Source organism: Rhodanobacteraceae bacterium (assembly GCA_016713135.1).
GTDB lineage: Bacteria > Pseudomonadota > Gammaproteobacteria > Xanthomonadales > SZUA-5 > JADKFD01.
On sequence record JADJPR010000023.1, the window covers coordinates 365721 to 380106 of the forward strand.

General features: G+C 64.4%; 17 protein-coding genes and 1 tRNA gene. 12 read left to right on the top strand and 6 right to left on the bottom strand.

Features of this window, described 5'->3' with window-relative positions; translation table 11 throughout:
• The first annotated feature begins 26 nt into the window (after positions 1-26).
• The 9 genes from IPK27_21490 (at position 27) to IPK27_21530 (ending at position 5878) form a co-directional block, all read left to right on the top strand.
• Positions 27-611, top strand: coding sequence for a hypothetical protein (locus IPK27_21490; protein MBK8070087.1), 585 nt, complete (start codon positions 27-29; stop codon positions 609-611).
• 108 nt (positions 612-719) lie between these two features.
• Positions 720-941 carry an AlpA family phage regulatory protein gene (locus IPK27_21495; protein MBK8070088.1) on the top strand — a complete coding sequence of 74 codons (222 nt, stop codon included), beginning with the start codon at positions 720-722 and terminating at the stop codon, positions 939-941.
• The gene (locus IPK27_21500) at positions 941-1219 is read left to right on the top strand and encodes a hypothetical protein (protein ID MBK8070089.1); all 279 of its coding nucleotides are present in this window, start codon (positions 941-943) and stop codon (positions 1217-1219) included. Before IPK27_21495 ends, IPK27_21500 begins: the two co-directional genes overlap by 1 nt.
• 250 nt (positions 1220-1469) lie before the next feature.
• Positions 1470-1664: a hypothetical protein gene (locus tag IPK27_21505; GenBank protein MBK8070090.1), complete on the top strand. Its 195-nt coding sequence runs from the start codon at positions 1470-1472 to the stop codon at positions 1662-1664.
• 130 nt (positions 1665-1794) lie between these two features.
• Entirely contained in the window at positions 1795-3369 is a 1575-nt protein-coding gene (locus tag IPK27_21510) for a hypothetical protein (protein ID MBK8070091.1), read from the top strand.
• 118 nt (positions 3370-3487) lie between these two features.
• Positions 3488-3742, top strand: coding sequence for a hypothetical protein (locus IPK27_21515; GenBank protein MBK8070092.1), 255 nt, complete (start codon positions 3488-3490; stop codon positions 3740-3742).
• Between the two features lie 187 nt (positions 3743-3929).
• On the top strand, positions 3930-4655 hold the full coding sequence (locus tag IPK27_21520; GenBank protein ID MBK8070093.1) for a phage major capsid protein: 726 nt from the start codon (positions 3930-3932) through the stop codon (positions 4653-4655).
• 23 nt (positions 4656-4678) lie between these two features.
• Entirely contained in the window at positions 4679-5353 is a 675-nt protein-coding gene (locus tag IPK27_21525; protein ID MBK8070094.1) for a phage major capsid protein, read from the top strand.
• A 156-nt stretch (positions 5354-5509) separates the two neighbouring features.
• A complete protein-coding gene (locus IPK27_21530; protein MBK8070095.1) occupies positions 5510-5878 on the top strand; it encodes a P27 family phage terminase small subunit in 369 nt (122 codons plus the stop codon).
• 355 nt (positions 5879-6233) lie between these two features.
• Here the strand turns inward: IPK27_21530 and IPK27_21535 are convergent, their stop codons facing one another.
• Together IPK27_21535 and IPK27_21540 are read right to left on the bottom strand one after the other, a co-directional pair.
• Positions 6234-7178 (bottom strand): hypothetical protein, encoded by a 945-nt coding sequence (locus tag IPK27_21535; protein MBK8070096.1) that lies wholly within the window; start codon positions 7176-7178, stop codon positions 6234-6236.
• Positions 7179-7735: 557 nt separating this feature from the next.
• The gene (locus IPK27_21540) at positions 7736-8647 is read right to left on the bottom strand and encodes an AraC family transcriptional regulator (GenBank protein ID MBK8070097.1); all 912 of its coding nucleotides are present in this window, start codon (positions 8645-8647) and stop codon (positions 7736-7738) included.
• Positions 8648-8895: 248 nt separating this feature from the next.
• Between IPK27_21540 and IPK27_21545 the strand changes: the two genes are divergently transcribed.
• Both IPK27_21545 and IPK27_21550 read left to right on the top strand, forming a co-directional pair.
• A complete protein-coding gene (locus IPK27_21545; GenBank protein MBK8070098.1) occupies positions 8896-10884 on the top strand; it encodes an amidohydrolase family protein in 1989 nt (662 codons plus the stop codon).
• Positions 10885-10897: 13 nt separating this feature from the next.
• Positions 10898-11164 carry a DUF1161 domain-containing protein gene (locus tag IPK27_21550; protein MBK8070099.1) on the top strand — a complete coding sequence of 89 codons (267 nt, stop codon included), beginning with the start codon at positions 10898-10900 and terminating at the stop codon, positions 11162-11164.
• Positions 11165-11229: 65 nt separating this feature from the next.
• On the opposite strand, the gene IPK27_21555 is transcribed toward IPK27_21550, so the two are convergent.
• The 3 genes from IPK27_21555 to IPK27_21565 form a co-directional block, all read right to left on the bottom strand.
• Entirely contained in the window at positions 11230-11967 is a 738-nt protein-coding gene (locus tag IPK27_21555; GenBank protein MBK8070100.1) for a DUF4197 domain-containing protein, read from the bottom strand.
• A 67-nt stretch (positions 11968-12034) separates the two neighbouring features.
• Positions 12035-12832 (bottom strand): arylamine N-acetyltransferase, encoded by a 798-nt coding sequence (locus tag IPK27_21560; protein MBK8070101.1) that lies wholly within the window; start codon positions 12830-12832, stop codon positions 12035-12037.
• A 67-nt stretch (positions 12833-12899) separates the two neighbouring features.
• Positions 12900-12975: transfer RNA gene (locus IPK27_21565), tRNA-Thr, on the bottom strand.
• A 172-nt stretch (positions 12976-13147) separates the two neighbouring features.
• On the opposite strand from IPK27_21565, the gene IPK27_21570 reads away from it, so the two are divergent.
• Positions 13148-13651 carry a hypothetical protein gene (locus IPK27_21570; GenBank protein MBK8070102.1) on the top strand — a complete coding sequence of 168 codons (504 nt, stop codon included), beginning with the start codon at positions 13148-13150 and terminating at the stop codon, positions 13649-13651.
• 4 nt (positions 13652-13655) lie between these two features.
• Here IPK27_21570 and IPK27_21575 read toward each other — a convergent pair whose 3' ends face one another.
• On the bottom strand, positions 13656-14318 hold the full coding sequence (locus IPK27_21575; GenBank protein ID MBK8070103.1) for a pyridoxamine 5'-phosphate oxidase family protein: 663 nt from the start codon (positions 14316-14318) through the stop codon (positions 13656-13658).
• Between the last annotated feature and the right edge of the window lie 68 nt (positions 14319-14386).

Genomic DNA, 14386 nt, shown 5'->3' on the forward strand with positions numbered 1-14386 from the left:
AGCTATCGCAGGCGCAGGCACGGGCCGTGCGCGAATACATTCGCGTCCACACTGAGCCTGAAGTCGCAGGCGATGCCGACAAGCTGACTGAGCTTCAGCAGCACGTCGCGGAGCTTTTCGAGATCTACACAAGCGCAACGGCCGCCCGAGCCGAGCGCGTCGGCGCTTCGCTCGAACTCGCCGACCTTCGCGCCATTGCCGACGATGCCGAAGCCGTGGCCGAAGCTGGCGACGCCGCGCCGCGCGCCTTGCTTTCGAGACTTCGCCGACGGCTGGCGAATTTCCCGCCGTTCGCGGAACCGATGATTGCCGTGCCCGACGTGTCCGGGCACTTCGCGCGCCTGGACCGTCTGCGCGCCGCCCTGGCGCACCGAACGCCGCCCGACGCCGCCGACCTGCGCGCGCTTGCCACCGCCTGCCGCGCCTGCCCACGTCCACCGAATCATACGAAGGCCAGCCGGGCGCCCGCGGACCGGCTTCAACAAGCACTTGCCGCAATGGCCGCCGCGATGCCGCTGAAGCAGGAGCGAGGCGAAAACGTGCGGCAAAACTTCGTTGTTGGAATCTCAGGGATTCTCGGGCTGGATCGCACAACCTACCGCCGCCGGTAGTTTCGCCAGAGATTCCGGCAAGCGGCAGTCGTTGCCGTGTCAAAGAATCCACATCGCCTGTTCCAAGGCCGCCCACGCACTACCGCGAGGGCGCACCGGAGACCAGCGATGCCGAACACCAATTCAGCCGCACCGACTGCCGCCTTTTGGCGTCTTCCAGCGGTGTGCGCTTTCCTTCAATTCAGCCGATCAACCCTGCTCCGCCGCGTCGCTTCGGGCGAGTTCCCGGCGCCCGTGCGCCTGGGGCCGAACACGATTGCCTGGCCCGCCGCCGACGTGCGCGCCTGGGCAGCGGCAAAGGTCGCCGAGCGCGACGGGCGGGCCGCGTAATGAACGCCGCCGAGCGAGAGCACAACGACACCGCACGCCGCGCCCGCTACTCCGGTGCTTTCCGCCCCGCCATCGTCACCGCAACTGCCGACACCGGCCGCGCGCTGGCCGAACTGGTAGCCGGTGCCGACGCGCTCGCCGCCGCTGCCGACCGCTTGAACCGAACACGCGACCCGCGGGAAGCCGAAGCACTCGCGCTTCAGGCCGATGCAATCCGCCGGGCCGCGTTGCTGGCGCGCGCCGCGCTGCTGGCTGGAGGCGACGATGCAAGACCCTGAAAGCACTGCGCCCCCGGCTGTCGGGCCGGAGGCGCGGAAAGCGGAAGCCTGGGGAGGTTCGCCGCACCGACATAATACGGCAACCAACGTGCAGACGTCCATACGTCCGCGAAGGTGCCCTTGGTTTGCGCAAGTTGTCGAGCGCGCGGCGCGTCCTGGCCCGTGGCACGCGACGGCAATCGTTCACGCCGGGGCCGGAGCATGGGACCGCGCCCGCCCGACCCTCGCCGCCGGCCGCCGGGCTTGCACCGTGCTGCCGCCGAGCACCGACCCCGCCGCGATCTTGTGGCCGCGTGTCCGCTGGTGGATCGGCGATGCCGGCGACCTTCCGACCGCCGAAGCGCTGGAACTCGCGCGGGTTCTAATCGATTTCGGCGCCGAACGGGTGCAAATGATTGGCGTCAACCTGCGGCCGTCGCTGTCCATCCGGAGCGCGCGCAAATGATCCTGACCCACGAACCGCGGCCAACCGGACGACCCGTGATCGACCTTCGGACCGGGAGCTTCCCGCCGTCGTTGACGGTTGCGAAGGTGCGTTGATTCAAGCCGGCGCCCCAATTTATGCACGCGGTGAAATGCTGGTGCGAGCCGTCCCAGCGCCGCTCGAACCGGGAAGCGTCAAGCGCGCGGCCGGCGCCTTGATCCTGACCCCGATCACGATTGCGGCACTGCAAGATGATCTGGAGCGTATCGCCGACTTTCAAAAGTGGATCACAGGACCCAGCGGACCCGAGCCTAGGCGCGCAGATGCACCCGCGAAGGCATGCCGCGCGCTTCTGGAGCGTGTGGGGCGCTGGCGCTTTCCGCAGCTTCGGGGGATTGTACTTGCGCCCTTCATTCGCGCGGATGGCACCTTGGCGTGCACGCCGGGATATGACCCTGAATCGGGCTTGTTGCTGGCGATCCCTACCGACTGGCCGGCACCGCCGAACAACCCGACGCGCGCGGATGCGCTGGCCGCACTGACACGCCTTCGGCACGTGCTCCGCACGTTTGCATTTGTCTCCCCGGAGGACGAATCGGTAGCCGTCGCCGCAATGCTTACGCCCCTCGTGCGGCCGGCGATTCCGGCCGCGCCAATGGTCGGAATTTCGGCACCCGTTCGCGGCTCGGGCAAATCCATGTTGGCCGATCTGGTGGCGATTCTGGCAACCGGGCGCCCTGCAAGTGTCATGACCTGGGGGCCAGACGCGGACGAGAACGGAAAGGCGCTCACCGCTGCATTGCTGGCCGGCGATTCAGTGGTGACACTCGACAACGTCGAGGCGCTGTTGAAAGGCGAACTGCTGTGCTCGGCGTTGACACAAACTAGTGTGCGACTGCGACCGCTGGGCCGGTCCGAGCTGGTAACTATCCCCTGCGTCGCGACCTTGCTGGCAACCGGAAACGCGCTCACGCCTGCGGGCGACATGACCCGGCGGATACTGGTCGCCGAACTCGACCCCCAATGTGAAAGGCCAGAACTTCGCGAGTTCGCCAACGACCCGAAGGCAGATGCGCTGGCCGCCCGCATCGAACTGGTGAACGCCGCACTGACCATTGTTACTGCGGGAATTCGCGCCGACTTCCGCAGGCCGGCGCCGCTTGGGAGCTATGAGAAGTGGTCCCGAATGGTTCGTGATCCACTTCTATGGCTGGGCATGCCGGACCCCGTTGCGGTCATGGAACGGACGTTTGACGCCGACCCGGAGCGTGAATCGGCGATAGCGATCCTTGCCGCGTGGCGCGACCTCTTCGGCGACACCGCGGCAACCGCTGCCGAGGCCGCGCGGGCCGCTCAAGATCGCCCCGCACTGATGGACGCACTGCAAGTGATCGCCGCGCGATCCGGCGCCGTCAGCAATAAAGCCTTGGGCCGATGGCTCACAAAACACCAAGGGCGCGTACTGGATGGGCTCAAGGTGCACAGGGCCGGCGGCGACGCAAAGCGCGGCATCCGCTGGCAAGTGGTCGAACATGCAACTGGTGGGGTTTCTGGGGTTTCTGGGGTTTCTGGGGTTTTTCTTACCGCTTCGCGCGCGGAGGGGACCGACCTACCCAAAGAAAGAAAAACGGACCGGGCAAACGAAACCCCCAAAACCCCAGAAACCCCAACGACTGACGACGCCGGCAACTGTGCAAGTTTGCACTCCCAACGGTGGCAGCGATGACTAATGCCGCGCGCTGGCTGGCGGATCCTCCCCGGAGAACGTACGCGAGCACAAATGCTCGAAACGGTGGAATGGAAGCACGGCAAATCACGGGAAGACACTTCAAAGGAGCGAACAAATGAACGCGCGATCAAACCCGGCCGCTGTTGAACTTGCAAATTCGATTGGCGCCTTTCTTGAAATATCATTGAGCGATGCTCAAAAGGCACTGCTCATGGAAAATGATTCCGATGGCGGCGCAACCGAATTGATCTTCCACACAAGCCGACATGGTGGATTTATTCAAGTCGTTGCCGCCGACAAGTCCGGAGCGCGCGCGGTGCTGACACGAGTCACCCTGATGAGGATGGCGACGCGGGAAGAGTTGCACTGAGTGTGGACACATTTAGCGCACTTCACGTTGACGCGAGCCGCGCCAATGGACATATTCAAGCGTGCGCGCCAGTACATGACAGGGCCACCAGCGGCCCCGCCAGATGGCGCAACGAAAGGCGGACAGACCGCAATATTACCCCGCTTGTGGGGCAGTAAATTCCCTCTCAATTGTGGAAAATCTCGCCATGTGCAAAATCAACCTTGACTTCACGGTCCGCGGCATGCGCAACGCGGCCGCCGCCGATCCCGACTCAATCCGCGAGCGCCTGATAGCGACGGCTGACCGCGCAACCGCAATAGCTGCCGCCGCCGAGCGCGAAGGGCGCACCCTCACGGTAGATGAGCGCGCCAGCGTCGACGAGCTACACAGCGAATTTCTGGGGCTCCGGGCTGAACTGGACGCGATAGATCGAGTCCAGGGAATGCAACGCGCTCTTGCCGAGCCGATGCCGCGCGGAGCGCTGCCGCCGGATGTCGTCGCCGCGGCAAATGCGGAAGCAGCCTCCGGCCGCGCAACCGTGTCCGACCGTCGCCGCGGCATAGTGCTCCCCGTAAACTGTGCTCGGGCTTCCTCCATCCTTCTGCCTCGCTCCGCCGATGCGTTCGGCCAGAACGTAGAAGCATTTTTCCAATCGGTGGCCCGCGGTGTCGCCGATCCTCGAATGCTCAACCTCACCGGAACGGAATCGAGCGGTGCCGATGGCGGTTTCGCGGTCCCCAATTTCTGGTTTGCGGGCATCTTGGACCAAGCTATGCAAGCCGCTGAATTTGCGCCGCGGTGTTTGTTATTCCCGACGAGCACAAATGGAATCACCATTCCGATGCCCGATACACAAAATCGGTCAACGGATATTGCCGGCTTTCCGCCAATTGGGCCGGTGAAAACCAACAGCAAACCGCGCAACGCATGAAATGGCGGAATGTGGATGTTCGCTTGCACAAAATTTTCTTGCTCGCGGAAGCAAGCGGAGAATTGGCAGCAGACGGACTCAATTTCGCGGCACAACTGGAAACCAAAATGGCCGAAGCTGCCGCGTTTGCACTGGATGCCGCAATCTTGCGCGGGACAGGCGCCGGTCAGCCGTTGGGAATCTTGAATGATCCATCAGCAATCGCGGTAAATCCCGAAAGCGGCCAGACTGCCGGCACGGTGCTTTACCAGAATCTGATAAATATGTTCGGTCGCATTTCTCCCGCGTCGCAGAAACGGGCCACGTGGTTTATCTCTCCAAGCGTCCTCGGCCAGTTGCTGCAAATGTCCTGGCCGGGCTCCACGATTCCCATTCTGTTGGGGAATGGAAATGCGACCAATGCTGCCGCGGGTGAATTCGTGGGCACCATCTTGGGCCGTCCCGTGGTGACTACCGAGGTTTGCAACCCGATTGGCGATGCTGGAGATATCGTCATTGCCGATCTTTCGCAATTCGCGCTCGCAATGCGCACAACCGCCCGAATTGAAGTGGATCGGTCACACGGCTTTGACCGGGACGCGATTGCTTGGCGATTGATCTGGCGCGTGTCGGGTTGCGGCATGTGGAATTCCGCCATTACCCCTTACGCCGGTGGGCCGACGCTCGGATGGTGCGCCTACTCGAATGCGCGCACCTGATGCGAATACGAGTGCGGCCGGCTCCTAAAAAACGCCGGCCGCATCAAATGCCCGGAGGGGTGGGGTTCCAAAGGTTCCACCAAATGCCGCGACACGGCGCGCCAGCCGCGCTCTCATAAATCCGAGGTAGAACCTTTTTTGCGGACGGCTGGACGCATGCCCAAGACCACCCCGAGCGTGCGGCGAACAGCAGGCGAGCCGACAGCACCGCCGAACTTGTCGCCCCTCGCCTTGGCGCACTGGAACCGCGTGTGCTCGATTCTGCGCGCTCGGGGTCAACTCTCCGCTGATAGTCAATTTGCCTTGGAAGGACTTGTTGATGCGCTTGTTGATCGCGAGGAAGTCATGCGAGACATTAGAGAAAATGGGCGAACAGAAATGCGGCGGATGAGCGATGGAGTCGTGCGCGAAAGGAAACGCAGACTATATGTCCTGCTGCCAGATTTGCAGGACGCAGCGCGAAAATGGCTGCGTCAATTCGGATTGACTGACGCGAGTCTGAACGAGGTTCTGAATAGGGATTGATCGACTCTGTTCCTTGTCGATGAGTCCCGCCGATTGCAATATCGGCCGTCAAGCTGGCAAGTGACGATAGAACACCGGCAGCGCGAGCCGTGCGTAGTTTTGGCGGCGGTGATCGCGCAACTTCACTCGCCGTGTGTTTGCGGCCCGACAGACCCTAGCCAATCCTCCTCACTTAGATTTGATTCCGTGAGTTGCGGTTAGGATACCGTCTTTGACGACCAGTTTATAAAACTTCGTCTTGTCCCCGCTTGTGGACGTCATTTCAGCGCCGCTCTTAACAGCGCCCGAGCGCTCGAAATACTTGGCGCTAAGCGGACGCTTCATTTCCTGCGAAGGGACACTTGCGTTATTGAATTCATACTTCATTGGCGTAGCCCACATGGCTATGTTGGATCGCTGCTTCGTTTAGCATTTCGAATGATTGACCGCGCCGAACCAATCCAATGTGCGTTCTACCACCCACAGTCGGAATACCGCGGCAAAAGCGCATCATTCCTGATTGAATATTAACAAGTAGCGAAACAAATTCGACTGCATGTTGAAGCGGCAGGTTACCGTACGAGATGGGAGCGTTTGCCTTTTGCCAGTCGAAAGTTGGATCAAATGATTCACTTACATTCAACTCCAAGCCTTCCGGGAGCACAACGCCGGCCTGTCCTAATTCGCGTGATACGCTCTCAATTAGGCTAGTGCGCTGCGCATCCAAGGCCAACTTTACCTCTCGACTAATCCCGAGCTTTACCGTTTGGTCAAAACCACGAATCACGCGTTCGGCGTAATTAGCCGCCCCCAACCAACAAACGCCCGTGTGGTCGCCGTCGGGAAATTGCTCGAAAAACGAATTCTCCTTTATGTCAATTCTGAATATTCGAGGGTGCTCGGTCTCAAGGTCGTAACCACCGAGCAGAAATTGAACGGTGTGCAGATAAGCCTGCTGATCCAAAGGGACTGTTTCAAATCCGCAGTCCTTTTCCCACTCAATTCGCATGAAGTTTAGGAAGTCTTCCGCCACATCTGCCACATTTGCGAACTTGACGTGATTTCTTTTGTTCTTCCTTTGGAACTTCTTGGCCAAGACTTCTATTGTGACGCCATTCAACACGGCCTGTCCGGCAGTGGTAGCGGCGACGATACACTCGTGTTCATCATCCTCGTAGAGGCAAAACATCTTACTGACGCCGCCAAAAACTGAGGTCGCCACGGAACCGAAGTTGTCTTCATTTACGGAGACCAAATAGTTTCCGAAGCTGTCGCGCATCGGCTGGCCGTCTTGGTCAAGAGCCCATCGCGCAGGGTTCATGAACACAACGTTGGTTGTCATACTGGACAGGCTATCGCAACCGAACACAATTGCGTCTGAAGTCGCGAGTGCAACGTTTATCGTCACGCGAGTTGACCCAGACCACTGAGGCGTCTGCAGTCTGCGACCGATTGCTTGATTCGGCAAGGAGTTCCTTTGGCTAGGTTGCGTGGTGCATTGCTCCGCATTCCCGGACAAAGCGCGATGTTGTCGAATGCGCGCAGGTGAGCCTTCGCGGAGTCTGCAAACTTGCAGAACAGCCGTCTATACGTCTAGCCGTCTGGACGGCCGTCCTGGGCCTCCCGTGTTCCGCCCGATGCCCTCGCGCTTGCCGATGCGTACAGCACAAGGCGCAACAGCTCGCGTTCGCCGTGGGAACCACACCCGTTGCTCGGCCGTTGCTAGGGGTACGTGTAGGGGTATTGTTCTGAAAGCGTCCTGTTTCTGGCGTTGTACCACCCTATGTGGTGGACTCCGCCTCCACCAAAAGACGGCCCCAAGGTTTTGAACCTTGGGGCTTTTTTGTGCCCGAACTTTGGCCACGGCAGATCTCCGGCTCAAGCACTGCCTGACGGCGCGTCGGTACCGGATCCCCCGAGGTTCCGTCGGTACTGGCTCGGCGCAACTGCGCGGCGCGCGATGAACTCCTTGTTGAAGCTGGACTTGGTCTGGAAACCGGCATCGAACATCACCTCGGTGATCGCTCTTGCGGCCAACGCTTCGTCGGCCAGTTGCCGCGCCGCATCCTCCACGCGGTAATCGTTGAGCAGGGTCCGGAATCCGCGGCGATGGATGCGATTGACCGCGGCCGACAGTTGTCGCGACGATACGCCGAGCTTTCTTGCCACATCATCCAAGCCGATTCCAAACTCGGCATAGCAGCGCGTGGTCTGGAACAACGTGTCGAGTCGATCGCAAAGTCGTCGATCTACATCCGAATCCTCGGCGGGAGCCGGCGCAGATGGCGTCGGGACCCGGGCGTCTCGCGCCGCATCGCGCAGACGCACCAACCATTCCGGGTCGCGCCATGCCACCACGAACAGCGCACTCACGCACAGCGCCGACATGACGAGCGCGACTGTCAGGCTGACGCTCCAGCCCAGCGGCGCGCCTTGCGCCAGATCCCAGCCGATCCAGACATCGCAGGCGGCCATGGCGATCAGAAAGCTCGCCGCCACCTGCCTCGCCAGCCGACGCCAGGCACTGCCTGGGTCGCGGCGATCACTGCTGAGGATCGCCAACGCATAAAGCAGTTCGATCAGGAGCAGCGCGGCGTCGATGCGCCAACCGGCGCCCGGCATCGCCACCAGCACAACCACGGACAGCAGCGGCAGCGCGTGGAGAGCATCGCGCACTTGCCAAGAGGGGGCATCGGGGCGGCTGCGGGCGAAGAACAGGTACAGCAGCACCGGCAGCGCCGAGCCGGTCGCCGCGCGCAGGCCGGCCGGGAGCAGTTCGGGTTGCAGCAATTGCACCAGCAGCAGCCCCGATTGCAGGGCGAAGGCCAGCAGGAAGGCGAGGGCCAGGCCGCGTCCCTGCGAGCGCGACAGCGCCAGATGCCCGGCCAGCATCGCCGCAAGGACGGCCACAAACGCCACCAGAAAGGTACTCAAACCCTGCAAATCACACCTCCAGGCTCCTCAAACGGGTTTCAGGTCGCGCGTGCCACCCGACCGCGGTCACCCTGCGCGCCCCGTCCCAGCCTACGAGTGTACCCATGCCCGCCCTGTTGCTTCGCGCCCTGTTCGGCCTGCTGCTGGCCGCCCCCTGGGCCTGCTCCGCCGACGAGCTGCTGATCCGCGACGTCACCCTGGTCTCGCCGGAACGTGATACGCCCCTGGCCGGCGCCCAGGTTCTGGTGCGCGACGGGCGCATCGCCGCAATCTCGACCACGCCGATCGAAGCCGACGCTGCCCGCAGCATCGACGGCCGCGGCCGCTACCTGGTCCCCGGCCTGATCGACAGCCACGTCCACCTGGACCATGCCACCGGCCTCAAGCGTCGCTACACGCCGGACTTCGACCGCCTGCGTGCCGGCTTCCTCAGGCAGCAACCGCGCAGCTTCCTGTACTTCGGCTACACCACCCTGGTCGAGAACAACGGCGACCCCGCAGTCGACCGCGATTTCGACGCGGCGCCCCTGCATCCACGTCGCGAACACTGCGGGGCCTTGCCGCTGTTCGACGACTTCCTCGCCACCGATTTCGACAGCCGCGAGGAATTTCTCGCCGCATACCCCAACTTCCTGCACGACCGCCACCGGGAACCCGGGCTGCCGGCTGGCATCGACCCGGCCGCGCACACGCCGGCCGCCACCGTGGCGCGGATCGCCGACAGCGGTGCGCGCTGCGTCAAGCTCTACTTCGAGGAAGCGCACTGGTGGCCGAACTCCGAACGGCCGTCGTTCAATCTGCCCTCGCTGGCCATCCTGCGCGAGGTGGTTGCCGCAGCGCATGCGCGCGGACTCAGCGTGCTGATGCACGGCAACACGCCGGCGGCGCACCGCATCGGCGTCGACGCCGGTATCGACGTGATGGCCCATGGCCTGTGGGATTGGCCCGGCGCGACCCTTGGCCACGACACGATTCCCGCCGAGGTGCTGGCGGTGGCCGACCGGGTGGCCGCCAGCAAGATGCGCGTGCAGCCAACCTGGATGGCGGCGGCGGGCATGGCTTCGCTGTTCGATCCCGCAAGCCTGTCCGATCCGCGATTGGCACGGGTGTTGCCCGCCGACTTTCTCGACTACCTGCGTGGCCCGGCGCAGCAGGCACGCGCCGATTACCTCGCACGCTTCGGCCCGGCGATTGCCGCCCAGCACGCCCGTGGCGAGGCCGCCAGCGACAGCGCGGCGCAGATCATGGCCACCTATCTGCAGCGTTACGCGCGCATCCTGCGGCGCCAGCATGGCGACGGCGCCAGGTTCCTGTTCGGCAGCGATACCGCGGTGGGCACGCCGGGCTGGGGCAATCCGCCGGGGCTTTCGGGCTATCGCGAGATGCAGGCCTGGGTCGCCGCTGGCATCGATCTGCGCACGTTGTTGCGTGCCGCCACGCTCGACAATGCCCGGGCTTTCGGGCTGGACGATGCGATCGGCAGCATCGAGGTCGGCAAGCGCGCCGACCTGCTGTTGCTGGGCGCAGATCCCCTGGCGAGTGTCGAGGCCTATGACCGCATCGAGCAGGTGATCCTCGGTGGCGTAGTGATCGAACGCGCCACGCTGGCCGCCGATGCGCCGGCGCCGGTCGGTGTGCAGACCCTGCAGGTACCCGCAAGTGGCGACGCGCCGGGCTTCACCGCAACCCTGTGGTACCCCGCGCAGCCGGGCGTGGAGACGCTCTTTGGCACCTCGCGCATCCGCGCCGGCTATCTCGCCGTGGACTCCGGTGTGCCGGCGCTGGCGGCAGCGGCGCCGCTGATCGTGCTCACCCACGGCACGGGCGGTTCCGCCCAGAGCCTCGGATGGCTCGCCACCGGATTGGCTCGCAAGGGCGCACTCGTGGTCGCCGCCGATCATCCGGCCAGCAGCGGCGGCGATCCCGAGCGCGCCAGCATGATGCAGGTGTGGACGCAGCCGGCGGATGTGCGGCACCTGCTCGACACCCTGCTGACCTCCCGCCCGGCCGCGCCCGGTGCGCGCCGGGCCGCGCCCGCGACTTGCCCGTCGGCAGCTGCAGCATGGGTTTGCCGCCAAACGGGCGGCCACTGACCGGAAACCTGCCATGAAGCTGCTGATTGCCGCCACCCTTGTCGCCGCCACGCTGACCGCCGCACCGGCGCATGCGCGCAAGGATTGCGAGGAACTGAAGCGCGAGATCGCCGAGAAGATCGATGCGAACGGGGTGAAGGCCTACTCGCTGGAGGTGGTGGCCGCCGACGCCGAGGTGTCCGCGAAGGTGGTTGGCAGCTGCAATGGCGGGACCCAGCGGATCGTCTACCAGCGTGAAGCGGCCGCCGCCACTGCGCTGGTCGCCGCCAAGCCGGAGTAAGCGCATCGGATCGGTTCGCCGCCCGCGCGCGACGTTTTCTGCCGCAGCGCGGGCAGCGCAACCCCCTACTTTCCGAACACCCGGCCCAGCAGCGACGACCCGGTAGCGAGCGGATTCTTGCGGATCGATTTTTCCTGCTCGCCGATGTAGTGGAACAGGCCGTCCATCGCCTTGTCGGTGACATAGCCGTCGAGGTCGATCGAACTGCCACCGCCGAGCAACTGGTCGAGCCCGCCGCTCTTCTTGCTCAGCTTCTTGTATTTGTCGGTCACGCCGGTCTCGCTGGTCGCCTTGCCGACGATCGGCAGGAAGCTGGCGCGCAGCTTGTCGCTGGTGACGCGGCGGAAGTACCGGGTGCCGGCGTCCGGCTCGCCGCGCACGATCGAGAGCGCATCCTGCACCGTCATCTGGCGGATCGCATCGGCGAAGATGTCGGCCGCGGCGGGCACGGCCTTTTCGGCGGCGCGATTCATCGAGGTTTCGAATTCCTCGACGTATTTGTCGGCGCCCAGCTTGCGCGCGGCATCGGCCATCTTGCGCATCGACTTGGGCACGGCGATGCGCACCACCTGGTCCTTGAGGAAGCCGTCCTGGGTACCGAGCTGTTTGATCGAGGAGCTGACGCCGCGCGCGAGCGCTTCCTTGATGCCGGCGCTGGCATCGCCTTCGGTCAGGCCCGATTTGGCACTCGTGGTGCTGGTGGCGCTGCTGCCGGTGACCTGGCGCAGCAGGTCCCTGGCTTTGTCGGCGGCGGGCGCCGCAGTGGCCAGGAAAAGCCCGAGGGCAAGAAGAACCGATCGCATGTGCTGTCCTCCGACCGTTGGATGCCTGGGATCCTAACGCAACGGTCGGACCGCACCTTGCGCGCCGTCACGAGCAGCCGTCGAACAGGCGCTGCGCCTCGTCCGCGCTGACTGACACGCCGAAGGTGCCCGCCAGCAATCGGCGCAACTCGCCCGCGTCCTCGAGCACGCGGGAGCGCTCTCCATCGCAGGATGCGACGGTGTACTCACGGTTGCGCAGCGCATGGACTTCGTCATCGCGAATGACCGACACCACGAGGTTCCGCACGAAGTTCGCCTCCGGGTGGCGATGCGACCAGAAGTGCCCGAGTTCGCAGTCGGCCTGGCCGTAACGGGAAAGCTCGAAGCGGTAAAGCGAGTACCAGTCGTCGTCCTTGGCCAGTTGCAGGTGAAGCTCACCCGGATGGCGTTCGGCGACGCGGTAGACCCGGTCGCGCTGCGGCGAGGGCTGCGGCAAAAGCGGCACCGGGTGGCGCGGCCCCTGCGGACCGAACCCGACATCGACCACCAGCGACTGGCCATCCAGTTGCACCAGACTGATCCGATGCGTCAGACCGGGATGCACGTCGCGATTGTGGATCACGCGCGCGAGTGCGAGGCGCGCCTCGAAACCCAGCTCGTCGAGCACCTCGAACAGCAGCCCGTTCTGCTCGAAGCAGTAGCCACCGCGGCGGCGCTCGACGATACGTTGGTACAGCGCTGGCAGGTCGAGTGGCAGCGAGTCACCCAGGCGCGGCCCGACGCTGCTGAAGGCCAGGCGCGTGACATGCCGCTGCGTGATCTCGCGCAGGAAGTCCAGCGCCGGCGACTGCCGCTGCAGGCCCAGCGCTTCCAGGTAGCGATCCGTGATCTGCGAGCGATCCACTGGCCGGTCACTCCGACGGAAACAAAAAGGCCCCGCTGCAAGACGAGGCCCAAGTGTCTGATTCTACTGGTGCCGCTGCCCAGACTCGAACTGGGGACCTACTGATTACGAATCAGTTGCTCTACCAACTGAGCTACAGCGGCGCGTAGAGAGCCGCGCATGTTAGAGCGCACTGCCGGGTTTGACAAGCTGCAGGAGCCGCCAGCGCGTCGAACTTGCAGGAGTCCGGGGCAACTGCGCGGCAGGGGTGCCTTCGGCCAACCGTGGTCTGGCCGGTGGCTTGCGCAGGCGGGGGCGCTGGGGCACTCTGGCGCCATGCGCGCATGGATTCTCGCGGTGTTGCTGTCGAACCTCAGCACGGCCTGGGCGCTGGACAGCGGCGGCTATCGGGTGCTGCCGGACCTGGACGTGCGCGTCTTCCGCTGCAGTCCGAACCCGGAGCCCGTCGCAGTTTCCTCGGCAGCGCAGTTGCAGCAGGAACTGGCCGCACGGGCACCGCACTGCGCGCCTGAGGACTACTCCGCGGCGCGCGCAGCATTCGAGGAGGGCCTGCGCGCCATCGGTATCGACTGGACCCACGAGTCCCTGGTGGTGGTAGGCGATTGGTACGGTACCGGCATGGCCCGGGCGCGACTGGACTTTCGCATCCGCGAACCCAGGACGCTGCACGCGCAGGTGGCGTGGAGTGTGCCGCCTCCACCGCTGACGCCCGATACCGCGGTCTACTTCGGGGCCTTCGTCGTCGACCGCAAGCGTTTCGACACGCTGGAAGTCAGCGGGCGCGACCCGACTCCCCGGCGCCTGCCGCTCGCTCCCTGAGCGCTCAAGCCGACATCGGCATCCCGCCGAGGTAGCTAGGGAGGTTGACGCCCGCGGGCAAATCCGGGGACGGAATGGGGATGCCGGGCACCTGCGACAACGGGATGACGCCAGCCCACGCCGCGCTGACCAGATCGTCCGGGTGGTCCTTGGGACCGCCCTCGCGGGTCTTCACGCTGAGATCCTCGATCTCCACCGCGAGCAGAACCGTGGCGGCCAGTTCCTGCGCATCGCCCGGACGGGTCTCGGCCGCACGGCCCGGAATCAACGCATCCACCAGGTGCGCCAGTGCCGCGGCCTTTTCCGCGGGCTCGTCGATCACGCAGGCGCGCCCGAAGACCACCACCGAGCGGTAATTCACCGAGTGGTTGAAGTGCGAGCGCGCGAGCACCCAGCCGTCCATGTGGGTGACCGCCAGGGTGCACGGCGCACCGCTCGCCAAGTGCTGCATCAGGCGGCTGCTGACGCCGCCGTGCAGCAGGATGCGGTTGCCCAGGCGCGCATACAGCATGGGAATCACGAAAGGCTGGCCATCGACCGCGAATCCCACATGCGCGATCTGCGCGGCGTCGAGGATGGCGTAGGCGCGCGGGCGGTCATGGCTGCCGCGCTCGGGATGCCGGCGGATGCGATGGCGTGCGTGGCGATCGATCGGGGTGTCGGACATGGGTTGCGCTCCATTCGATGCAATGCGTGCAGATTGACCGCCCGATTGGCCCTACACTAGGTCCAGAT